The organism is Achromobacter sp. ACM02 (assembly GCF_014851605.1).
Classification (GTDB): domain Bacteria; phylum Pseudomonadota; class Gammaproteobacteria; order Burkholderiales; family Burkholderiaceae_B; genus Achromobacter; species Achromobacter aegrifaciens.
Genome location: NZ_JACUZY010000003.1, coordinates 388,665 through 408,936 on the forward strand (window position 1 = coordinate 388,665; position 20,272 = coordinate 408,936).

19 protein-coding genes are annotated in these 20,272 nt (G+C 67.3%); 12 read left to right on the forward strand and 7 right to left on the reverse strand.

The window, feature by feature from the left end; translation table 11 throughout:
• Nucleotides 1-79: 79 nt before the first annotated feature.
• On the forward strand, nt 80-1,420 hold the full coding sequence (locus tag IB258_RS10715) for a CitMHS family transporter (protein ID WP_054450371.1): 1,341 nt from the start codon (nt 80-82) through the stop codon (nt 1,418-1,420).
• 38 nt (nt 1,421-1,458) lie between these two features.
• Nucleotides 1,459-2,199: an SDR family oxidoreductase gene (locus IB258_RS10720; protein ID WP_173143583.1), complete on the forward strand. Its 741-nt coding sequence runs from the start codon at nt 1,459-1,461 to the stop codon at nt 2,197-2,199.
• A gap of 10 nt (nt 2,200-2,209) precedes the next feature.
• Here the strand turns inward: IB258_RS10720 and IB258_RS10725 are convergent, their stop codons facing one another.
• Both IB258_RS10725 and IB258_RS10730 read right to left on the reverse strand, forming a co-directional pair.
• A complete protein-coding gene (locus IB258_RS10725; protein WP_119449026.1) occupies nt 2,210-3,175 on the reverse strand; it encodes a tripartite tricarboxylate transporter substrate binding protein in 966 nt (321 codons plus the stop codon).
• Nucleotides 3,176-3,216: 41 nt separating this feature from the next.
• Nucleotides 3,217-4,548 carry an arylsulfatase gene (locus IB258_RS10730; protein ID WP_054450376.1) on the reverse strand — a complete coding sequence of 444 codons (1,332 nt, stop codon included), beginning with the start codon at nt 4,546-4,548 and terminating at the stop codon, nt 3,217-3,219.
• 96 nt (nt 4,549-4,644) lie between these two features.
• Here IB258_RS10730 and IB258_RS10735 point away from each other — a divergent pair, with 96 nt between their 5' ends.
• Entirely contained in the window at nt 4,645-5,538 is an 894-nt protein-coding gene (locus IB258_RS10735; protein ID WP_054450378.1) for a LysR family transcriptional regulator, read from the forward strand.
• On the opposite strand, the gene IB258_RS10740 is transcribed toward IB258_RS10735, so the two are convergent.
• From IB258_RS10740 to IB258_RS10760, 5 genes are read right to left on the reverse strand one after another with little or no spacing between them, the layout of a single operon-like run.
• Nucleotides 5,535-6,329, reverse strand: a complete 795-nt coding sequence (locus tag IB258_RS10740; RefSeq protein WP_192352565.1) for an SDR family NAD(P)-dependent oxidoreductase — start codon at nt 6,327-6,329, stop codon at nt 5,535-5,537. The two genes, IB258_RS10735 and IB258_RS10740, sit on opposite strands and share 4 nt — an antisense overlap.
• Nucleotides 6,329-7,123 (reverse strand): ABC transporter permease, encoded by a 795-nt coding sequence (locus tag IB258_RS10745; protein WP_054450381.1) that lies wholly within the window; start codon nt 7,121-7,123, stop codon nt 6,329-6,331. Before IB258_RS10745 ends, IB258_RS10740 begins: the two co-directional genes overlap by 1 nt.
• Nucleotides 7,111-7,920 (reverse strand): ABC transporter permease, encoded by an 810-nt coding sequence (locus tag IB258_RS10750; protein WP_054450384.1) that lies wholly within the window; start codon nt 7,918-7,920, stop codon nt 7,111-7,113. Before IB258_RS10750 ends, IB258_RS10745 begins: the two co-directional genes overlap by 13 nt.
• Nucleotides 7,913-8,836, reverse strand: coding sequence for an NAD(P)-dependent oxidoreductase (locus IB258_RS10755; protein ID WP_054450385.1), 924 nt, complete (start codon nt 8,834-8,836; stop codon nt 7,913-7,915). The genes IB258_RS10750 and IB258_RS10755 overlap by 8 nt, the downstream gene beginning before the upstream one ends.
• Nucleotides 8,837-8,855: 19 nt before the next feature.
• Nucleotides 8,856-9,908 carry a substrate-binding domain-containing protein gene (locus IB258_RS10760; RefSeq protein WP_054450386.1) on the reverse strand — a complete coding sequence of 351 codons (1,053 nt, stop codon included), beginning with the start codon at nt 9,906-9,908 and terminating at the stop codon, nt 8,856-8,858.
• 221 nt (nt 9,909-10,129) lie between these two features.
• On the opposite strand from IB258_RS10760, the gene IB258_RS10765 reads away from it, so the two are divergent.
• From IB258_RS10765 to IB258_RS10805, 9 genes are all read left to right on the forward strand, one after another.
• The gene (locus IB258_RS10765) at nt 10,130-11,182 is read left to right on the forward strand and encodes an ABC transporter substrate-binding protein (RefSeq protein WP_054450387.1); all 1,053 of its coding nucleotides are present in this window, start codon (nt 10,130-10,132) and stop codon (nt 11,180-11,182) included.
• 30 nt (nt 11,183-11,212) lie between these two features.
• A complete protein-coding gene (gene hisD, locus IB258_RS10770) occupies nt 11,213-12,526 on the forward strand; it encodes a histidinol dehydrogenase (RefSeq protein ID WP_054450388.1) in 1,314 nt (437 codons plus the stop codon).
• Nucleotides 12,527-12,533: 7 nt separating this feature from the next.
• Nucleotides 12,534-13,307 carry an SDR family NAD(P)-dependent oxidoreductase gene (locus tag IB258_RS10775; protein WP_192352566.1) on the forward strand — a complete coding sequence of 258 codons (774 nt, stop codon included), beginning with the start codon at nt 12,534-12,536 and terminating at the stop codon, nt 13,305-13,307.
• A 24-nt stretch (nt 13,308-13,331) separates the two neighbouring features.
• The gene (locus IB258_RS10780) at nt 13,332-14,321 is read left to right on the forward strand and encodes an alcohol dehydrogenase catalytic domain-containing protein (protein WP_054450392.1); all 990 of its coding nucleotides are present in this window, start codon (nt 13,332-13,334) and stop codon (nt 14,319-14,321) included.
• Between the two features lie 79 nt (nt 14,322-14,400).
• Complete coding sequence (locus IB258_RS10785) at nt 14,401-15,213, forward strand: ABC transporter permease (RefSeq protein ID WP_054450393.1); 813 nt, start codon at nt 14,401-14,403, stop codon at nt 15,211-15,213.
• Entirely contained in the window at nt 15,201-16,019 is an 819-nt protein-coding gene (locus tag IB258_RS10790; protein ID WP_054450394.1) for an ABC transporter permease, read from the forward strand. Before IB258_RS10785 ends, IB258_RS10790 begins: the two co-directional genes overlap by 13 nt.
• A gap of 70 nt (nt 16,020-16,089) precedes the next feature.
• Nucleotides 16,090-17,172: an ABC transporter substrate-binding protein gene (locus IB258_RS10795; RefSeq protein WP_192352567.1), complete on the forward strand. Its 1,083-nt coding sequence runs from the start codon at nt 16,090-16,092 to the stop codon at nt 17,170-17,172.
• A gap of 36 nt (nt 17,173-17,208) precedes the next feature.
• Nucleotides 17,209-18,027 carry an ABC transporter ATP-binding protein gene (locus IB258_RS10800; protein WP_054450398.1) on the forward strand — a complete coding sequence of 273 codons (819 nt, stop codon included), beginning with the start codon at nt 17,209-17,211 and terminating at the stop codon, nt 18,025-18,027.
• 12 nt (nt 18,028-18,039) lie between these two features.
• Nucleotides 18,040-20,268 (forward strand): thiamine pyrophosphate-dependent enzyme, encoded by a 2,229-nt coding sequence (locus IB258_RS10805; RefSeq protein WP_192352568.1) that lies wholly within the window; start codon nt 18,040-18,042, stop codon nt 20,266-20,268.
• Nucleotides 20,269-20,272 lie beyond the last annotated feature (4 nt).

Genomic DNA, 20,272 nt, shown 5'->3' on the forward strand with positions numbered 1-20,272 from the left:
TTATTTCTAGTCTTGCGGTCGCGCATCCCCAGCCGGAGGCGCGTTTACGCATAACAACGACTAGTCGGAGATAACCCTCATGCTTCTGACCCTGCTTGGCTTCGGCATGGTGATCACGTTCATGACGCTGATCATGACCAAGCGCCTGTCGCCGCTGGTGGCGCTGATCCTTGTCCCCATTATTTTCGCCCTGCTGGGCGGGTTCGGGTCGGGCATCGACAAGATGATGCTGGACGGCATCCGCAAGATCGCGCCCACCGGCGTGATGCTGATGTTCGCCATCCTGTATTTCGGGGTCATGATCGACGCCGGCCTGTTCGATCCCATCGTGGGCCGCATCCTGCGCGCGGTGAAGGGCGATCCGCTGAAGATCGTGGTGGGTACGACTGTGCTGGCGCTGGTGATTTCGCTGGACGGCGACGGTTCGACCACCTACATGATCGTGGTGGCGTCGATGTTGCCGCTGTATCGCCGCCTGAAGATGAACGCGCTGTCCATGACCTGTCTGGCGATGCTGGCCAGCGGCGTCATGAACCTGACGCCCTGGGGCGGCCCGACGGCGCGCGCCGCAAGCGCCTTGCACGTGGACGCGGGCGACATCTTCGTGCCGCTGGTGCCGGTAATGGGCGTGGCCATTGTCGCCATCCTGATCCTGGCGTTCTGCCTGGGCCTGCGTGAACGCCGCCGCCTGGGCGTGCTGTCGCTGCCGGACGGCGCTTCGCTGCACGCCGGCTATGACGAGGACGGTCCCAAGAACCTGCCCGAGATCGAGGTCGACCAGGACCTGCGCCGCCCCAAGCTGCTGTGGGTGAACGCCGGACTGACGCTGGCCCTGATGGTGAGCCTGGTGATGGGCGTGCTGCCGCTGCCGGTGCTGTTCATGATCGCCTTCGCGATCGCGCTGGTCATCAACTATCCGGACCTGGCCGAGCAGCGCCGCCGCGTCGCGCAGCACGCGGGCAATGTGCTGTCGGTGGTGTCGCTGATCTTCGCGGCCGGGATCTTCACCGGCATCCTGTCGGGCACGGGCATGGTCGAGGCGATGTCGCGCAGCCTGCTGGCGGTGATTCCGGACGCCATGGGCCCGTACCTGGCCGGCATTACCGCCCTGGTGAGCCTGCCCTTCACCTTCTTCATGTCCAACGACGCCTTCTACTTCGGCGTGCTCCCCATCCTGAGCGAAGCGGCCCAGGGCTACGGCATTTCGCCGGTCGAGATGGCGCGCGCCTCGCTGATCGGCCAGCCCGTGCACCTGCTGAGCCCGCTGGTGCCTTCGACCTACCTGCTGGTCGGCCTGGCCGGCGTGGACTTCGGCGACCACCAGCGCTATTCGCTCAAGTGGGCCACGATGGTCTGCCTGGTGATGCTGGCCGCGGCGCTGGCGTTCGGCCTGTTCCCGCTGGTCGGCCAGATCGGCTGAGCGGCGGCGCGATACCGTCTTTTCAAAAGGGGAAGTACATGGCTTTGCGCATTGCTTACGTCACCAGCGGAATGGGCCACACGGGCACCGCGATCTGCCAGGCGCTGCACAACGCGGGACACCGCGTGGTGGCAGGCTGCGGGCCGCGCTCCTCGCGCAAGGACCACTGGCTGAAGGAACAGAAATCCCTGGGCTACGACTTCGTCGCCTCCGAGGGCGACGCCACGGATTGGGCCTCGACCGAGGCGGCCTTCGCCAAGGTGCGGCGCGAGGTCGGCGAGATCGACGTGCTGGTGAACAATGCCGGCGCCATGCTGGACATGCGCTTTCGCCAGATGAGCCAGGCGGACTGGTCGGCGGTGCTGCGCAGCAATCTGGACACGCTGTTCAACACCACCAAGCAGGTGGTCGACAGCATGGCGGATCGCGGCTGGGGCCGCATCATCAACATCGGCTCCGTGGCCGCGGAGAAGGGCCAGATCGGCCAGATCAACTACGCCACCGCCAAGGGCGCCGTGATCGGCTTCACCCGTTCGCTGGCCCAGGAAGTCGCGGCCCGCGGCGTCACCGTCAACCTGGCCTCGCCGGGCTTCATCGCCGACGACACCGTGAAGGCGTTCCCGCCGGCGCTGCTGGACCGCATCATCGAAAGCGTGCCGGTGGGCCGGCTGGGTACTGCCAAGGATCTGGCGGGGTTGTGCGCCTGGCTGGCGTCGGATGAGGCGGCTTTCGTGACGGGAGCCAACTACGCCATCAATGGCGGCGTGTATATGAGTTGAGGGAAGGTCCTCAATTCGCCAGCTTCACCGCCCCGCTGTCGATCAGCTTCTGCCACTTGGCGCTGTCCGCCTGGATGAACGACTGCAGTTCGTCCCGCGAGCCGCCTCCGGCGATCATGCCGGCGTTTTCCAGGGCGGCCTTGAATTCGGGCGTGGCGACGGCGGCGCGCAGCGCGGCGTTGACCTGGTCGAGTTGCGCGGCCGGGATGTCCTTGCTGGCCGCGACCGAGAACCACTGGGTGGCGGCGTAGCCCTTGAAGCCGGACTCTTCCACCGTGGGGACGTCGGGCAGGCTGTCCAGGCGGTAGGGCGTGGTGACGGCGTAGGCCTTCAGCGTGCCGGCCTTGATCTGCGGCATGACCGGTGCCGAACCCAGGATCGCCAGGGGGATCTGGCCGCCGGCCACGTCGGCCACCGCCTGGCCGCCGCCCTTGTAGGGCACATGCACGATGCGGGTGCCGGCATATTGGTTGAGCAGTTCGCCCGCCAGGTTTTGCGATGTGCCGTTGCCCGAGCTGCCGTAGCTCCATGCTTCGGGCCGCTGGCGGGCATCGGCCAGCACGTCCTGCAGGGATGCCCGGGCGTCCTTGGCGGGACCGACAATGACCATGGGGCCTTGGGCCATCAGGATGACGGGCGCCAGTTCGCGGCCGATCTCGGGCTGGGGCGTGGGGTAGATCAGCGGGCCGGGCACGGTCAGCAGATAGCCGTCGCTGGCCTTGCTGCGCGCCACCAGCTGCAGGGCGATCGCGCCCGCCGCGCCGGGGCGGTTTTCCACGATAACGTTCAAGCCGCTGCGCCGCGCCAGTTCCTGCGCGGCGATGCGGGTCAGCACGTCGGCGGTGCCGCCCGGAACGAAGCCGATCACCCAGGTGATCTGCTTGCCGGGCCATTCCAGCTTGGCGTCTGCCGCGCCGGCGGTGGCGGTCAGCGCGGCGCCCAGCAGCAGCGCGCAGCAGCGGATAGCGAATTTCATGATTTCCCCTTTGTGTTTTTTTGCTCAGGCCGCCGCGCGTCTCAGCTCGGATCCGGCTTGCCGGGCGGCGTATTCGGATGCGCGGCGCAGGACTGATTGAAGGACTGCACCATTTTCAGGATGGGCCCCAGCACCCAGGTATTGAAGATGAGGATGTCGCTTTCTTCCTTGGGGTCCTGCTTCAGGTTGAAGAGGTACGGCGACTCCAGTTTTCCCTTGCCTTCGTTGACCTCGGGTTCCCAGTAGAAATGCAGCTTCCAGTCGCGCCATTTGACCGCGCGCAGGTCGTTCTTGATGTAGAACAGGAAGCCCTCGCGCAGCGAGGTCGGGCTGGCGCCGGTGAAGAAGTCGGTCTGGTCTATGCCGTCGATGGGACGGTCCTGCGGCATGGACGCGCCGCCGATGCGCGACAGCGTGGTGTACAGGTCGGTGACGTGCACGATCTCGTTGGAGACCTGGCCGGGTTGGACCTTGCCCGGCCAGCGGATCATGAAGGGCACGCGCAGGCTGCCTTCCATGGCCGTGTGGTAGGTGCCGGTCCAGGGACCGGCGGTGCCGCGGTAGGGCTTGCGGAATTCCGGGCCATTGTCGCTGCAGAAGATGAACACGGTGTCGTCGCGCAGCTTCAGTTCATCCACCGCCTGCACGATCTGGCCGACGCGGTGGTCCATTTCCACCATGGAGTCGGCGAAGTCGCCGGCGCCGGTGCGCCCCGCGAAGTCCGGGTGCGGCAGGGTGGGAAAGTGCAGGTGCACCAGCGGCAGGTACAGGAAGAAGGGGCGGCTGGCCTCTGCATGCTTGCGCATGAAGCCGATGGACCGGTCGACCAGTTCGGCGTCGATGCCGCGGCGGGTCTCCAGATCGTAGACCTTGACGTTTTCCGAAGGCGAGCCGGCCTGGCCCTGCATGATGTGCGGGATGTCGGCGACCGAGGGATCGAAGCCGATGGACGAGGTGAACTGGCTTTCGTCCGTGGTGCGCGGGATGCCATACCACTCGTCGAAGCCGCGATCGGACGGATAGCGGCCGGGGATGTCGCCCAGGTGCCACTTGCCGTAATGCGCCGTGGCGTAGCCCTGGCCGGACAATTGCTGGGCCAGCGTGATTTCGTCGCGCGCCAGGCCTTGTGGCAGGCCGGGAGGGACGGATTGCAGGCAACCGGTGCGGATGGGATGGCGCCCGCTCATCAGCGCGGAGCGCGTGGGCACGCAGTCGCTTTCCACGTTGAAGTTCTGCAGCAGCAGTCCTTCCGAGGCCAGCCGGTCGATGTTGGGGGTGGGCGCGCCGCGCAGCGCGCCGCCGCCGTAGCAGCCCAATTCGCCCCATCCCAGGTTGTCGGCCACGATCAATACGATATTGGGCTTCTTGTCCACGCGCTGCGTCTCCTGTCTGCGGGTTTATCCAGGGATTCTAGGAGCGCAGGCCCGGCTTAATATTCCTGAAGCTGAGTCTATGCATAACCAACGATTATGAATCTGTCCCTGCGCGACATCGAGTACTTCCTGGCCGTGGTGGAACACGGCAACCTGGACCGCGCCGCGGCCGCCTGCGGCGTCAGCCAGCCGGCGCTGTCCAAGTCCCTGCAACGGCTGGAAGCCGATACCGGGCTGGCGTTGCTGGACCGCGGCGGCCGCGGGCTGCGCCTGACCTCGGCGGGCCTGGCGTTCCGCGAGCATGCGCAGCGGCTCTGGGCGGAGTACCGCGACGCCGTGCGCAATGCGATGGAGCTGCGCCTGGGCGAGGCCGGGCTGCTGCGTATCGGCGCGACCGGCGCTACCGTGGACAGCGTGGTGATGCCGGCGCTGCGCCGCCTGCTGCCGCGCCGGCCCGCGCTGCGGGTGCAGCTGACGCAAGGCCAGTCGGACGATCTTAACGAGCAGGTCGCGGGCGGCAGGCTGGACCTTGCGGTGACACCGATCTATGCCGACGTGCCGGGCTCGCTGCATCAGGAATCGATACGCGAGGACGGCCTGTGCGTGGCCGCCAGCCGCAAGCACCCGCTGGCGTCGCGGCGCAAGCTGGCGTTGCGCGACCTGGCAGGCCAACGCTGGATCCTGCCCATGCAGGGGTCGGTGGCGCGCCAGGCGCTGGAGGCCCGCTATGCCGAGGCGGGCCTGGCGCAACCTGCGGCGGCGCTGGAGGTGCAGCATTTTTCCGGGGGCGCGCTGGCGTTGTTGGCGGCCTCGGACCTGCTGGCGCTGATGCCGCATAGTGCGCTGGGTCCAGGCATTGCGGAACTGCCGGTGGCGCTGGGCCGGCCTCTGCGGCGCAGCATGGCGCTGGTTACGCGGCACGGCGCCACCTGGTCGCCGCTGATGCAGGAGTTCCGCGCGGCGGTGCTGGAGGCCACGCCCCGCGCTTAGCCAGCTTGCGGAAAGCCCCCGTAGGGCGCCCATCCAGATCCTGCGATGACGCCGCCGTCGCAGGGGATGGTGGCGCCAGTGATGACCGAGGCCGCCGGCGACAGCAGGAAGAACACCACTTCCGCGATCTCGCGCGGCTGCATCAGGCGGCCCAGCGGCGTGGCGTTCAGGATCGGCGTCATGTCACGTTCCCCCTGCCGTTCCTTGGGTTTCAGGAAGGGCGTGTCGGTCCAGCCGGGCGCGATGGCGTTGACCCGCAAGCCGCGGCGCGCCCAATGCACCGCGAGGGCTTCGGTCAGGTTGACCACGGCGGCCTTGGCCGGGCCATAGGCCAGTACCGGGCCGGGGCGGAACGACAGCACGGACGCCACGTTGACGACCGCCCCGCGTCCGCGTTCGGCCATCGCGCTGCCGAATACGCGGCAGGCGATATAGGTGCCTTTCAGGTGGGAATCCACCACACGGGCCCAGGCCTCCACCGGATAGTCTTCGATGGCGGTTGGAACCTGGGCGATACCGGCGCAGTTCACCAGTCCGTTGACCGCGGGTAGGAGGGCGGCAAGCCGTTCCTGAGTGGCCCGCAGTCCGGCCTCGTCCAGCACGTCGCCCGGGGCGGCCACTGCGCGCGGCCCCAGTTCCCGCGCCAGCGTATGCGCGGCTTCCTGGTTGAGGTCAAGGATGGCCGCGTGGCCGCCCGCTTCGATCACCCGCCTGCATACCGCCGCGCCGATGCCGCTTGCGCCGCCCGTGACAATGACCGACAAGGTTGAGTCTGGCGTTGCGTGGTCCATCAACGTCCCCAGCGCGCCTTCAGGCGCTGTTCAAACATGCGCAGCGCAACGTCGATGCAGATGCCGACGATGCCGATGGCGATCATGCCGGCCATGACGATATTGGTGGCGACGTTGAGCTGCCCCTGGACCATCATGTAGCCGATGCCGTTGCCCACCACGATCAGTTCCGCGCCCACCAGCGATTGCCAGCCGATGCCGGCGCTGACGCGCAGGCCGGCCAGGATGGAAGGCAGCGACGCCGGCAGCAGCACTTCGGCCACGATGCGCGGGCCGCTGGCGCCCAGCGTGCGCGAGGCTTCCAGCAGTCGCGTGTCGACGAACTTGGCGCCGCGGTAGGCGCTGATCAGGCAGGGCGGAAAGGCGCCGGCGAAGATGATCAGAGTGGGTCCGCCGATGCCGGTGCCGAACCACAGGCCGGCGAACGGCACCCAGGCGATGGGCGCCACGAAGCGCAACGCATCGAAGAACGGACTGACCACGTCGTCCAGCCAGCGGTACCAGCCCATCAGCAGGCCTAGCGGTATGCCTACCGCCGCGGCCAGCAGGAAGCCGCAGGCGAAGCGGTAGAGGCTGGCGCCCAGGTGCGTCCAGAGCGTGGCGCCGGAATAGGGTTCGCTGCTGTACTGCGCGATGGTCTGCAGCACGGTCAGCGGGCCGGGCAGGTAGTTGGGCGGGAACACGCCCGCCACGCTCAGCAGATGCCAGGCCAGGAAGAAGCCGGCCAGCCCCAGGCAGGACAAGCCGAAGGTGAAGGCGGGCGGGTCGCCCGAGGCGCGTGTCAGCGTAGCCATGGCAAGGCCCTCTTTTCGATCCATTCCAGTCCGCGTGTCATCACCGCGCCCAACAGGCCCACCCAGACCATTGCGTACAGGATCATGCCGGGCCGGATGTCCAGCGCCGCGGTGTCCAGCACCTTGCCCAGGCCGATGAAGGCGCCGATGAGTTCGGCTGCCACCAGCGTCATCCACGCGGTCTGCAGCGACAGCCGCAGGCCGGTGAAGATCATGGGCATGGAGCCGGGTATCAGGACCTCGCGCAGCATGCGGACGGGATTGCCCGCGCCGTGCACGCGCGCGGCCTCGATCAGCGTGGGGTCGATGTTGCGCACGCCTGCGTAGGTGTTGATGACGGCAGGTGTGAACGAGGACACCCAGATCAGGAAGATCTTCGCCGGATCCCCCAGGCCCAGCCACAGGATGGCCAGCGGGATCCAGGCCAGTGGCGGAATCGGGCGCAGCAGCGAGAACACCGGCCCGACCAGCGCGTCGATGCGCTTGCTGAATCCCATCAGCAGCCCCAGTGGCACGCCGGTGCCGATCGCGACCAGGAATCCCAGGAATACCAGGCGCAGGCTGTGGCCGATGTGCTGGAACAGCGTGCCGCCGGCATAGCCGGAATCGCGCGAGAGCTGCACCGCGGCCTGCCAGGTGGTGAGCGGGGTGGGAAAGCGCGCGCCATTGACCAGGCCCAGCGCCGACACGATCCACCAGGCGGCAAAGGCGATGGCGACGGCCGCCACGCCCACGGTGATTCGGCGGCGCGATGCGCGCGGCCGCCGCGCGGGCAGGGTTGCGATGTGCTCACTCATGGCCGGACCCCGTCGCCTGGCGGTCCAGATGGGCCACGTCCTCGAGCAGCAGCAGCATGGCGGTGCAGTCCTGCTCCTGCCGTCCCCATGATTTGGCCAGCGCGAACATCTCGCGGGCGTAGCCGCCCAGGCCCAGCGGCGCACCCACCGAGGCGGCCAGGTTCATGGCCAGGTTGATGTCCTTGTAGCCCATGCGCATGGGGAAGTCGGGGCTGATGTCGCCCGCCAGCACCTTGCCGGGAAAATTGGTCAGGAGCTGTCCACGCCCCGCAGTGGTGTTGGACAGCACCTTGACGACAGTGGCGCGGTCCAGCCCGAGCTTGGCGGCGAACATCAGCGCTTCGCCCGTCAGCACCATGCCGACCATGGACATGTAGTTGTTGACCAGCTTGAGCCGGATGCCCGAACCGAAAGGGCCCACGTGCACGATCTCGTTGGCCATGGCGGCGAAGATGGGCGCGGCCTGGTCGAAGTCGGCCTGCGCGCCGCCGGCCATGATCAAGGCCTTGCCCTGCGCCGCCTCGCGCGGCGTGCGCCCCACGGGGGCATCCATGCAACGCAGGCCCAGGGCTGCGAGATCGGCGGCGATGCGGTCCGTCTCGACCGCGTCGCCCGTGCTCATTTCAATGACCAGGGCGCCCGGATTCAAGCCCGCCGCCGCGCCATCGGCGCCGAACAAGGCGTCGCGGACGTGGGTCGAGGTGGGCAGCATGGTGATCGCCACGTCGCAGCCGCGGGCGGCGTCCAGTGGCGTGGCGGCCCGCCGGAAGCCGGTGTCGGCCAGGCGCTCCATGGCTGCGGGAACGACGTCGTAGCCTGATACTGCATACCCTTGCGCGGCCAGGTTGCGCAGCATCGCGCTCCCCATGACGCCCAGGCCCAGGAATGCAATGCGGGGTGATTCGATGTGTTCCATGGGGCTTGCTCCGTTGTGGTCAGCGGCCTAGCCGCGCACTGGTGCTGCTGCGCGGCGGCGCGGTGGTGTCGCGGACGATCAATTCCAGTTCGATGCAGACGTTTTCGGGCGGCGTGTCGGCATCGGCGGCCAGCAGGATCTGGGCGGCGCGCTGGCCCAGCTCGAAGGCCGGCACGTTCAGGGTGGTGATGCCGGGCCGGCAATGGGCCGCCATTTCGATATTGTCGAAGCCCGTGATCGAAATCTGCTCGGGCACGCGCAGGTTTTGCCACAGGCATTCCTGCAGCGCCCCATAGGCCAGGATGTCATTGCCGCACATGACCGCGGTGGGCGGCTCGGGCAGGCGCAGCAGGGTGGCCATGGCGCGGCGGGCTTCGGGCACGGTGTAGGGCTTTTCGATGACGTATTGCGGCGGCAGTTCGATGCCGCGGCGCGTCAGGGCGCGCGTGAAGCCGGCGACGCGGTCGGCGGCGCGGTCGTTGTCCTTGGAGATGCCGGCGATCACGCCAAGTCGGCGGTGGCCGATGTCCAGCAGGTAGTCGGCGATGCGCTGCGCAGCCGCGGCGTTGTCCCAGCCCACCATGGGCCAGGAATCGGCGGCGTCGTAATGGCAGGTGGTGACGAAGGGGATGCCCTTGGAGTGCAGCAGTTCGTAGAGTTCCGGGTCGCGGCTACGCCCGACCAGCATCATGGCGTCCACGCCGCGCTCGATCAGCGCGCGCACTTCACCCGCTTCGCGCGCGGGGCTGTAGTTGGTGCTGGCCAGCAGCAGCTGATAGCCGTGTTCGTGGATCGCTTGCTGCATGCCGTCGACCAGTTTGGCGAACAGGGCACTGTCCACCGTGGGGATGATGGCGCCCATGGTCCGGGTCTTGCGGGAAGCGAGCGAACGGGCTGCGCCGTGCGGCACGTAGCCAGCCTCGGCCAGCAGGGCCATGGCGCGCGCGCGCAGGTCGGGCCGCACTTTTTCCGGGTGGTTCAACACCCGCGACAAGGTTGCCGACGAGATGCCGCCGGCGGCGGCGATGGACTTCAGGGTGTCCCCGGATAGGGGAGCCGACTTTCGCTTCATATTTTGAAAGCGCTTTCAGAAATTTGATGGTGTGAATATACAGTTATTGAAACGCTATGGTCTATCTCTAGGGTTTTCTCGGGGTTGAACGAGATTCTTCCGCGCTTATTCTTTGTATGCGCTTTCAAAAAACGAGCCCGAACGCAGATTCGGGCCTGCTATCCGGGGAATGTCGCGGCAGCTCGCGCATGCAGACCGGAATCCACTATCGGAGACTAAGCATGTCGAGAATCCCCCGCATCCTGGGTCTGTGCCTGGCGCCGCTGGGCGCCTTGTTGTTGAGCCCGTCCGTGTCGGCCCAGACGCCGACTCCCATCAAGGTCAGCTACCAGATTGCCTATTGGGCGCTGCCGATCTACATCGCTACGGAAAAGAACTGGTGGGCGGAAGCCGGCCTGAAGCCGGAGTTCGTGGTGTATCCGGCGGGGGCGCAGCAGATTGCCGGCGCCGCATCCAAGTCCTGGGACGTGGGCGGAACGGGGTCGCCGCCCGCGGTGCTGGGCGCGCAGCGCTATGGCATCGTGACCCTCGGCGTCACTAATGACGAATCGACCGCCAACGGCGTGATGGCGCGCAAGGAAAACGCCGCCGCCGTGCGCAGCAACGCGGCCAAGGAAGTGAAGGGCAAACAGATCCTCCTCAGTCCGAACTCGACGGGCGAATACGCCACCATGGCCTGCCTGAAGAAATGGGGTATGCAGCGCAGCGATGTCAGCGTGGTGACGCTGGCCCCGGCGCAGCTAGTGTCTGCCTACACCGGCGGCAACGGCATGCTGGCCGGCACCTGGGCGCCCAATTTCTATACGCTCAACGAACAGATCGGCGCGGAAGTCGTGTGCAGCGGCAAGGACGCGGGCGTGATGATTCCTGGCGCGCTGGTGGCCCGCGGTGAATTCGCCCAGCAGAATCCGGACGCGGTCGCCAAGTTCCTGGCGGTGTACTTGCGGGCCGTCAGCTTCGAGAAGAACAACAAGGCGGAAGCCATGGGCTACCTGCGCAAGCTGTTCCAGGCCAACGGCATCAAGCTCAACGACGGTTACCTGGGACAGGAGCTGGAACGGCCGATCTTCACGCTCGACGAGCAGCTCAAGCTGATGTCGCGCACTGGCGGCAAGTCCACGCTGGACAACGCCTACGAGGCGCTGTCGGGCTACCTGAAGAGCGTGGGCACGCTCACCGAGGTGCCGGACCCCAAGGCCTACATCACGGACGACTACATGAAGCGCGTCGACCAGACCCCGGCGCTCAAGACTTTCGCCAACAAGACCAACTGAGCTTCATCCATTCTTCCGCGAGGCCATACCATGGCAGTAAGCAAGCTCAAGTCCGCGTCCAGGCAGCCCCAGGCCAATGAGGCCGCCGCGCGCGAGGTCGCCGCCGAAATGCTGGCGAACATCAAGTCGGGCGGCGAGGCCGCGGTGCGCGACTACGCCCGGCGGCTGGATAAATGGGAGGGGGACATCCTGGTCGGCGCCACCGAGATGGAACGGCGCACCGCGTCCATTCCCGACGGCATCAAGCGCGACATCGAGTTCGCCGCCGGCCAGGTGCGCAAGTTCGCGCAGGCCCAGATGGCTTCGGTGCGCGAGTTCGAGCTGGAACTCGCGCCGGGCCTGGTCGCGGGCCAGCGCCTGATACCGGTCAACGTGGCGGGCTGCTATGTGCCCACCGGGCGCTACGCGCACATCGCTTCGGCCTACATGAGTATTGCCACCGCCAAGGCGGCCGGCGTGCCCATGGTCATCGCCTGCTCCACGCCGTACCGCGGCGAGGGCATACATCCGCAAGTGCTGTATGCCATGCAGGTGGCGGGCGTGGATGCCGTGATGACGCTGGGGGGCGTGCAGGCGATCGCCGCCATGGCCTATGGCCTGTTCACCGGCAAACCGGCCGATATCATCGTCGGGCCGGGCAACAAGTTCGTGGCGGAAGCCAAGCGCATGCTCTTCGGCAGCGTGGGCATCGACGTGTTCGCCGGACCTTCGGAGGTCTGCATCATCGCCGACGCGTCGGCGGACCCGGCTATCGTCGCCTCGGATCTGGTCGGGCAGGCCGAGCATGGCCACGAGTCACCGGCCTGGCTGATCGCCACCGACCGCAAGCTGGCCGAAGCGGTGCTCAAGCAAGTGCCCGAACTGATCGCGGCCCTGCCGCCCACCGCAAGGGACGCGGCCGGCGCCGCCTGGCGCGACTACGGCGAGGTGGTGCTGTGCGATACGCGCGAAGAGGCGGTCGAGGTCTCGGACCGCTACGCCAGCGAACACCTGGAGGTCCATTGCGAAGACCTGGACTGGTGGTTCCGGCATCTGACCTGCTATGGCTCGCTGTTTCTGGGCGAGGAAACCACGGTGGCGTTCGGCGACAAGGCCAGCGGCACCAACCACATCCTGCCCACCAAGGGCGCGGCGCGCTATTCGGGCGGCCTATCCGTGCACAAGTTCATCAAGACCGTCACCTGGCAGCGCATGACGCGCCAGGCCAGCCGTGACACCGCCCAGGTGACGGCGCGGATCTCGCGCCTGGAAGGCATGGAAGCGCATGCGCGCACGGCTGACGACCGCCTGGCCAAGTACTTCCCCAAAGAGTCCTTCGAACTGGGCGAACCCGTGCGGGAGTAAAGCCATCATGCAGAATGACATGTCCCGCCTGTTCGACCTCGACGGCCGCGTCGCGCTGGTAAGCGGCGGCAGTTCCGGCATAGGCAAGGCCATTGGCCTGGCGCTGGCGCGGGCCGGCGCCAGCGTGTTGCTGGTGGCGCGGCGCGAGCACGAGCTGGCTTGCGCCGCCAGCGAATTCGAAGCGCAAGGCCTGCGTGCGCGCGCGTTGCCCTGCGATCTGGCCGACCGCGATGCGTTGCGCGACTTTGCCGACCGCGCGGCGCAACCTTTCGGCGCGCCCGACATCCTGGTCAATGCCTCGGGCATCAATGTGCGCAAGTCCTTCGAGGACACGGCTGACGATGATTGGGACCGTTCGCTGGCGATCAACCTGACCGCACCGTTCCTGTTGACCCGCGCGCTGGCGCCGGCCATGCGCGAACGCGGCTGGGGCCGCATCATCAACATTACCTCGCTGCAGTGCGTGCGCGCCTTTCCTGACAGCGCGCCCTATGGCGCGTCCAAGGGCGGCCTGATGCAGCTGACCCGAGCCATCGCCGAGTACTGGTCGCGCCACGGAGTCACCTGCAACGCGATCGCGCCGGGCTTCTTCGAGACGCCGCTGACCGCGCCCGTGATGAGCGACCCGGCCCGCGTGCAGGCCCTGGCGGGCAGCACCATGATCGGCCGCAATGGCCGGCTGGAAGACCTGCACGGCGCGGCAGTGTTCCTGGCGAGCGAGGCGTCGGCCTACATAACCGGGCAGACCCTGTTCATAGACGGCGGCTTTTCGGCCCGCTGACCGGCATCTCCATGGAGCCTCGCCATGAAAGCCCTTGTCTACACCGCGCCCGGCCAGCTGACCTTCCGCGATGAACCCGATCCCGCACCAGCGGACGGCGATGCGCTGCTGCGCATCGAGGCCGTGGGCATCTGCGGCTCGGACATGCATGCCTACCATGGGCATGATCCCCGCCGCAATCCGCCGCTGATCCTGGGCCACGAGTTCGTCGGCACGCTGGTGGGCGGCAGCCGCGCCGGCCAGCGGGTCACCGGCAATCCGCTGATCCACTGCGGCCAGTGCGATTTCTGCGTGCAGGGCCGCAACAATCTCTGCCGCAACCGCGGCATGGTGGGCATGACGCGTCCCGGCGCCTTCGCCGAGTTCATGGCCATACCCGAACGCTGCCTGATATCCGTGCCGCAGGACATGCCGGCCGCCGCGGCCGCGCTGACCGAACCCGCGGCCACGGCCTTGCACGGCGTGGCGCTGGCGCAGCGGGCGTTGTTCCGGCCGTTGGCCGAAGCCCGCGCGCTGGTCGTGGGCGGCGGCGCCATAGGCCTCCTGACGGCGCTGCTGCTGCGCAGCCAGGGCTGCCGCGTCAGCTTGGCGGAGACCAATCCCTTGCGGCGCGCTTCGGCGCAGCAGCACGCGGGCTGCACGGCCTTCGATCCGCGCGAGGCGGCACCCGAACCGGGCGCATATGAACTGGTGGTGGACGCGGTAGGCGGCAAGCTCACGCGCGCCGCGGCGCTGGCCGCGGTGCAGCCGGGCGGCGTCATGCTGCACATCGGCCTGCAGGACTGGGCCAGCGAGATCGACATGCGGCGGCTGACGCTGGAGGAGATCACCCTCATCGGCGCCTATACCTACACCAGCGCGGATCTGCGCGCCACGGTGGACGCGCTGCATCGCGGCGTCTTCGGCGACCTGTCCTGGATCGAGGAGCGCGAACTGGGCGCGGGCGCGCGGGCTTTCTCTGACCTCGATGGCGGACGCGCGGCGTCGGCAAAGATCGTGCTGAGGACGCATTGACATGGCCCGCCATCCTCTTTCCCCGCCCGTCGTCGGGGGCGTACCGGCCGCCCTGGCCCTGCTCGATCGGAGTGCCGCCATGACCGTCGCCAGGCCTCCCGCCCCTCCACCCGCGCCGGTGCGTCGACGCCTGTCCCTGCGCTGGCTGGTCAGCGGCGCGTCGGTCGCGGCGCTGCTCCTGGCCTGGTACCTGGCCACCGGCCCTTTGGAATTGTTGAGTCCGGTGCAGCTGCCGTCGCCCAGCGATGCCTGGGACGCACTACTGGAGATCGCAGGGGACGGCTATGCCGACGGCACGCTGTGGCAGCACATCGTGGCCAGCACCGGACTGGTGCTGTACGGGTTTGCAGCGGCGGCGCTGACGGGCGTGCCGCTGGGGATCCTGATGGGGCAGAACCGGCTGGTCGAGGCCTACGTCAATCCGGTGTTCCAGATCGTCCGTCCCATTGCGCCCATCGCCTGGATTCCGCTGACCATCCTGTGGTTCGGGCTGGGCACCAGCGCCAAGGTCTTCGTCATCTGGCTGGCAGCTTTCGCGCCGACCGTGATCAATACCTACACCGGCGTGCGCAACATCGACGACACGCTGCTCCAGGCGGCGCGCGTCAATGGCGCGGCGGGCCGCCTGATGCTGCTGGACGTCATCGTTCCAGGCGCGTTGCCCGCCATCTTCACGGGCCTGAGGACCTCGTTGCAGGCTTGCTGGATGGTGCTGGTGGCGGCCGAGCTGGTCGGCTCCTTCGTCGGCCTGGGCCACGTGCTGATCATCGCCACCCGCGACCTGAACTCGGGAATGATCGTGGTGGCCATGGCCGCCGTGGCCGGCATGGGCATGCTGATGTCGGCCCTGCTGGCGCAGGTCGAACGCAAGGTGATGCCATGGAAAGCCTGAACCGCGCCGGCCCGTCGCGCGCGCACGCCCTCGTGTCGCGCCGCGTGCTCGAACGCTGGCTGATGCCGGCGCTGGGCATCGCCACCTTGTTCGGCGGCTGGGCATTGCTGTCCGGGCTGGGCCTGGTATCGCCGGCCTTCCTGCCTGGACCGCTGACGGTGCTGCGCAGCATGGCCGAGCACACGCGCGAACCCTATGCGGGCTCGGTGCTGCAGATGCATCTGCTGGCCAGCCTGGAGAAATTCCTGATCAGCTTCTCCATCGCGGTCCTGCTTGGTGTCCCGCTGGGCTTGTTCATGGGGCGTTTCAAGGCGCTGGATTGGGCGGTGACGCCGGTGTTCGAAGCCTTCCGCTTCATTCCCCCAATCGCCTGGGTGCCGTTCGCGATCTTCTGGTTCGGCACGGGCTTCCTGTCGCCCACCCTGGTGATATTCGCCGGCGCCTTCGCGCCCTGTGTACTGAACGCCTATCGCGGCGCCAGGCAGATCGATCGCGCCTTGATCGAGGCCGGCCAGATGCTGGGGGCTGGGCGCTGGGCGACGTTGACGGAAATCCTGCTGCCGGCCGCATTGGCGCACATCGTCGCTGGCATCCGGGTCGGCGCGGGGTTCGGCTGGCAGTCCTTGATCGGCGCGGAACTGATCGTGGGTTCGACCGGGCTGGGCTACATGATCGTGCAGGGCGGCAGCAATCTGGAACCCGCCATCGTGATCAGCGGAATGATCACCATCGGCCTGATAGGCGCGGGTATCGACTACGGCATGCGCGCCTTGCAGCGCAGGGTGCAGCGCGACTGGTCGCGCTGACCCGGGGAAAAAAAGGAGGGAGTACAGGCAGGCAGTGCAGGCAGCGTCATTTCATACTGGAGAGAGACAGATGAAACACTACAAAGGCCTCAAGGCCTTGGCAGCGCTCGTGATCGGGTGCTGGCTGGGGGGACCCGGACAGGCGACGGCCCAGGCCGCGCCGGCGGGCGAGGAACTGTTCACCATCCGCATCGGGCAGCAGCCACAGCGGTGGGCGCTGGAGTGGTACATCGCCAGCGAGAAGGGATGGTGGAAGGAGGTGGGCCTGAAGCCTGAGATCTCGACCTTTGCTTCCGGCGCGGTCGAAATCGCGGCGGGCGCGTCCGGTTCATGGGACGTGGGCGGGGCGGGCAATATTCCGTCGCTGCTGGGCGCGTCGAAGTACGGCCTGCAGACCATAGGCATCGCCGACGGCGAGGCCGCCATCATCACGCTGATGGCCACCAAGGACCGGGCGGATGAGTACCTCAAGAACCCGGCGCTGCTCAAGGGCAAGACCATTCCAGTCACCAGCAACTCCACGGGTCAGTGGGGCGCGGCGCAATGCCTGTCACAGAAGTTCGGCCTCAAGCCCGACGATTACCGCTTCGTGAACCTGTCGCCGCCCGACATCAATGCCGCGGTAATGAGCGGCAAGTACGACATTTCCTCGGTATGGGCGCCCAACACCTACATCCTGGAAGAGGCCATAGGCGCAAAGGTGATCTGTACTGGCGCCGAGCTGAAAATGCCTATCCACAGCTACCTGTTCACGACGCCGGCCTTCGCCAAGAAGCATCCCGACAAGGTCGCCCGCTTCCTGGCGGTTTACCTGCGCGCGGTGGCCTGGCAGCGCGCGCATCCCGAGGAGGCCAAGGCGTATCTGAAAGCCTTTTTCGGCAGCGTGGGCGTGAAGTTCCCCGACAAGTACCTGGCGCAGGAATTGCGCGACCGTCCGGCTTTCGACCTGGCGGAGCAGGCCAAGCTGTTCGCGCCGGGCCCCGGCGGGTCCTCGGAGATCGTGGAGTGGTGGAACAGCGTGGGGGAATTCATGGTGTCCGTGGGCGTGGTCAAGAAGATCCCTGATCCCAAGACCATGGTCACGGGCAAGTATCTGCAGATGATCCAGGACGATCCCAAGCTCAGGGCTTTCGTCGCCGATGTCGCCCGGTAAGCCGGCGGCCGCGGCTCTCAACAAAGGAACGCAAGCATGAGTCAGATTACTTTCGAGCGGGTGCAGCGCACTTTCAGCCGGGGCGGGGAAAGCTTCCTGGCCCTGGACGACGTGAGTTTCGAGGTGGGCGAGAGGGAGTTCGTTTCCATCGTCGGACCGTCTGGCTGCGGCAAGACCACGCTGATGCGCATGGCGGCCGGCCTGGAGTTTCCCTCGGCCGGCAGCGTGCGGGTGGGCGGCAAGGAAGTCGAGGAACCGGGACCGGACCGCGCCGTCGTGTTCCAGCAGTTTGCGCTGTTTCCCTGGAAGACCGTGACCGAGAACATCGGCTTCGGCTTGAAGTGCAAGGGCGCCTCGCGCGAGGCGCGGGCGCGGACCGTGGCGCGCTACATCGAACTGATGGGCCTGGCGGGCTACGAGCAGGCCTATCCGCACCAGCTGTCCGGCGGGATGCAGCAGCGCGTGGCCATCGCCCGCAGCTACGCGCTGGATCCCGACGTGCTGCTGATGGACGAGCCCTTCGGCGCGCTGGACGCCCAGACCCGCGTGGTCATGCAGGAAGAACTGGTCAAGTTGTCCCGCCTCAATCCGCGCACCGTGCTGTTCATCACCCACAGCGTGGAAGAAGCGGTGTATCTGTCCGACCGCGTGGTGGTGCTGACCGGCCGCCCGGGACAGATCAAGGAAATCATCAACGTGGCCGACGTGCGCAAGCGCGAGGACTGGGACAGCATGGAGCGGATCGAGGACGTGATGGACATGGAGGCATTCGTGCACCTGCGCACGCACATCTGGAAGCTGCTGCGGGCGCAGGAAACCGAACCGCTGGATGCCGCCCTGGCCGCGGCTCACTGAAGGGAAGCGTAGATGAAGCACATCAATGAAGGCGCGGCGCCTGCCGCGAAACCCTCGCGGCTTGCCGCCCTGCACACCGACACGCCGTGGTGGCGGCTTACCGCCACCGCCGCGGATGCGGGGGCCATCGCGCCGCGCGAGATGGTCCGCATGCTGGAGCAGTTGATACTGATCCGGCGCTTCGAAGAGAAGCTGCTGAAGCTCAGCGTGGCCGGCATCCTGCATGGTCCGGCGCATTCCAGCATCGGCCAGGACGGCGGCGCCGTGGGCGCCATGTCGGCGCTGGAGTCGGCCGACAAGATCAACGGCACCCACCGCATGCACCACCAGTTTCTTGCCAAGGCGCTGAACCACGCCACACCGGCGGACTATTCGCCGTTGGACTCGGAAACGCTGGATTCGCACCGTGAGGTGGTCTACCGGACCTATGCCGAGATCCTGGGCCTGACGCCTGGCTATTGCGGCGGCCGCGGCGGTTCCATGCATCTGCGCTATCCCGAGGCCGGCATCTATGGGTCCAACGCCATCGTGGGCGGCAATCCGTCGCATGCGGTGGGTTACGCCTTTGCCGACAAGCTGCGCGGCCGCGACCATGTGTCGGTGGCCTTCTTCGGCGACGGCGCCATGCAGAGCGGGGCGGCCTACGAGGCCATGAACCTTGCGGCGCTCTACAACACGCCCACCATTTTCTTCGTGGAAAACAACCTGTACGCCGTGTCCACCCACGTGTCGGAACAGACCCGCGAAACCCGCTTGTCGGCGCGCGGCCTGTCCCTGGGCGTGCCGGCGATAGAGTTCGACGGCATGGACGTGGTCGCTGCGCGCCTGGCCATGCAGGAAGCCCGGGCCATCATCCGCCGCGACGGCGGGCCGGTGCTGCTGGAGGCGCAGACCTACCGCTACCTGCACCAGTCGGGCGCGCTGAAGGGCAGCGCCTTCCGCTACCGCGACAAGGACGAGGAAGAAGCCTGGGGCGCGCGCGATCCCATGTCGACGTTTCCCGAGCAGCTGAAGTCGCTGGGTCTGATCGACGATGCCGGCATCGCCCGCCTGGAGCGCCGCGCGGAAGAACTGATAGACGGCGCGCTAGGGCGGCTGCTGGAGCACTACGGCGACGAGGCGGCGCAACGCATCCGGCCCGAACTGTGGCCGGACCCGGCCAGCGTGGACAGCGGCATCCGCGGCAACCTGGGCGAACTCGCGGGTCAGCGCGCCATCGAGCTGGAGGAGCAGACGCCAGCGAGTCTGGCGGACGCCAAGTTCCAGGACGTGATTTCGCGCGCCATGCTGCTGAACATGCAGCGCGACGACGGCATCTTCATCCTGGGGGAGGATGTGCATCGCCTGAAAGGCGGCACGGCTGGCGCTACCAAGGACATCGGCGACCATTTTCCGGAACGCCTCATCGGCACGCCCATCTGCGAGAACGGCTTCACCGGCCTGGCGCTGGGCGCGGCGTTGAACGGCATGCGGCCGGTGGTGGAGATCATGTACCCCGACTTCGCGCTGGTGGCGGCGGATCAGCTGTTCAACCAGATCGCCAAGGTGCGCCACATGTTCGGCGGCAAATTCGCGGTGCCGGTGCTGGTGCGCAGCCGGGTCACGGCGGGCACCGGCTACGGTTCGCAGCATTCCATGGACGCCAGTGGCCTGTTTGCCCAGTATCCAGGGTGGCGCATCCTGGCGCCGTCGCGTCCCTACGATTACATCGGCCTGCTCAATGCCGCGCTGCGCTGCGACGATCCGGTCCTGATGGTGGAATACAACGACCTGTTCAAGACGGTGGGCAAGGTGCCGGCCGAGGACTGGGACTACATCGTGCCCATCGGCCGGGCCCGGGTGGCGCGTGAGGGCACGCGCTGCACCATCCTGACCTATGGCGTCATGGTCGAGGTCTGCTGCCAGGCGGCGGAGCGCACGGGCATCGATGCCCAGGTGATAGACCTGCGCACGCTGGATCCGCTGGGCATCGATTGGGACACCATCGCGGCCGGCGTCATGCGTACGCAGGCGCTGATGATCGTGGAGCAGACTACCCGCGGCACCTCGATCGGCTCGCGGGTCGCGAGCGAGGCGCAGTCGAGGCTGTTCGACTGGCTGGACCACGAGATCGTGCACGTCACGGGCGCCAATTCCTCGCCCGTGGTCTCCAAGGTGCTGGAGCGCGCCGCGCTGGCGGACGCGCAGGCCGTGGAGACGGCCCTGAAATCCATGGACAGCCGCCGCGGCGGCGCCCGCTGAACCG

What these genes read in the sequence shown, in the direction of transcription:
- hisD (WP_054450388.1), top strand. Translation starts at nt 11,213, where the DNA reads ATGGCAGTAAGCAAGCTCAAGTCCGCGTCCAGGCAGCCCCAGGCCAAT.
- IB258_RS10740 (WP_192352565.1), bottom strand. Translation starts at nt 6,329, where the DNA reads ATGGACCACGCAACGCCAGACTCAACCTTGTCGGTCATTGTCACGGGC.
- IB258_RS10755 (WP_054450385.1), bottom strand. Translation starts at nt 8,836, where the DNA reads ATGGAACACATCGAATCACCCCGCATTGCATTCCTGGGCCTGGGCGTC.
- IB258_RS10725 (WP_119449026.1), bottom strand. Translation starts at nt 3,175, where the DNA reads ATGAAATTCGCTATCCGCTGCTGCGCGCTGCTGCTGGGCGCCGCGCTG.
- IB258_RS10720 (WP_173143583.1), top strand. Translation starts at nt 1,459, where the DNA reads ATGGCTTTGCGCATTGCTTACGTCACCAGCGGAATGGGCCACACGGGC.
- IB258_RS10735 (WP_054450378.1), top strand. Translation starts at nt 4,645, where the DNA reads ATGAATCTGTCCCTGCGCGACATCGAGTACTTCCTGGCCGTGGTGGAA.
- IB258_RS10765 (WP_054450387.1), top strand. Translation starts at nt 10,130, where the DNA reads ATGTCGAGAATCCCCCGCATCCTGGGTCTGTGCCTGGCGCCGCTGGGC.
- IB258_RS10790 (WP_054450394.1), top strand. Translation starts at nt 15,201, where the DNA reads ATGGAAAGCCTGAACCGCGCCGGCCCGTCGCGCGCGCACGCCCTCGTG.
- IB258_RS10785 (WP_054450393.1), top strand. Translation starts at nt 14,401, where the DNA reads ATGACCGTCGCCAGGCCTCCCGCCCCTCCACCCGCGCCGGTGCGTCGA.
- IB258_RS10745 (WP_054450381.1), bottom strand. Translation starts at nt 7,123, where the DNA reads ATGGCTACGCTGACACGCGCCTCGGGCGACCCGCCCGCCTTCACCTTC.
- IB258_RS10760 (WP_054450386.1), bottom strand. Translation starts at nt 9,908, where the DNA reads ATGAAGCGAAAGTCGGCTCCCCTATCCGGGGACACCCTGAAGTCCATC.
- IB258_RS10775 (WP_192352566.1), top strand. Translation starts at nt 12,534, where the DNA reads ATGCAGAATGACATGTCCCGCCTGTTCGACCTCGACGGCCGCGTCGCG.
- IB258_RS10750 (WP_054450384.1), bottom strand. Translation starts at nt 7,920, where the DNA reads ATGAGTGAGCACATCGCAACCCTGCCCGCGCGGCGGCCGCGCGCATCG.
- IB258_RS10805 (WP_192352568.1), top strand. Translation starts at nt 18,040, where the DNA reads ATGAAGCACATCAATGAAGGCGCGGCGCCTGCCGCGAAACCCTCGCGG.
- IB258_RS10795 (WP_192352567.1), top strand. Translation starts at nt 16,090, where the DNA reads ATGAAACACTACAAAGGCCTCAAGGCCTTGGCAGCGCTCGTGATCGGG.
- IB258_RS10780 (WP_054450392.1), top strand. Translation starts at nt 13,332, where the DNA reads ATGAAAGCCCTTGTCTACACCGCGCCCGGCCAGCTGACCTTCCGCGAT.
- IB258_RS10715 (WP_054450371.1), top strand. Translation starts at nt 80, where the DNA reads ATGCTTCTGACCCTGCTTGGCTTCGGCATGGTGATCACGTTCATGACG.
- IB258_RS10800 (WP_054450398.1), top strand. Translation starts at nt 17,209, where the DNA reads ATGAGTCAGATTACTTTCGAGCGGGTGCAGCGCACTTTCAGCCGGGGC.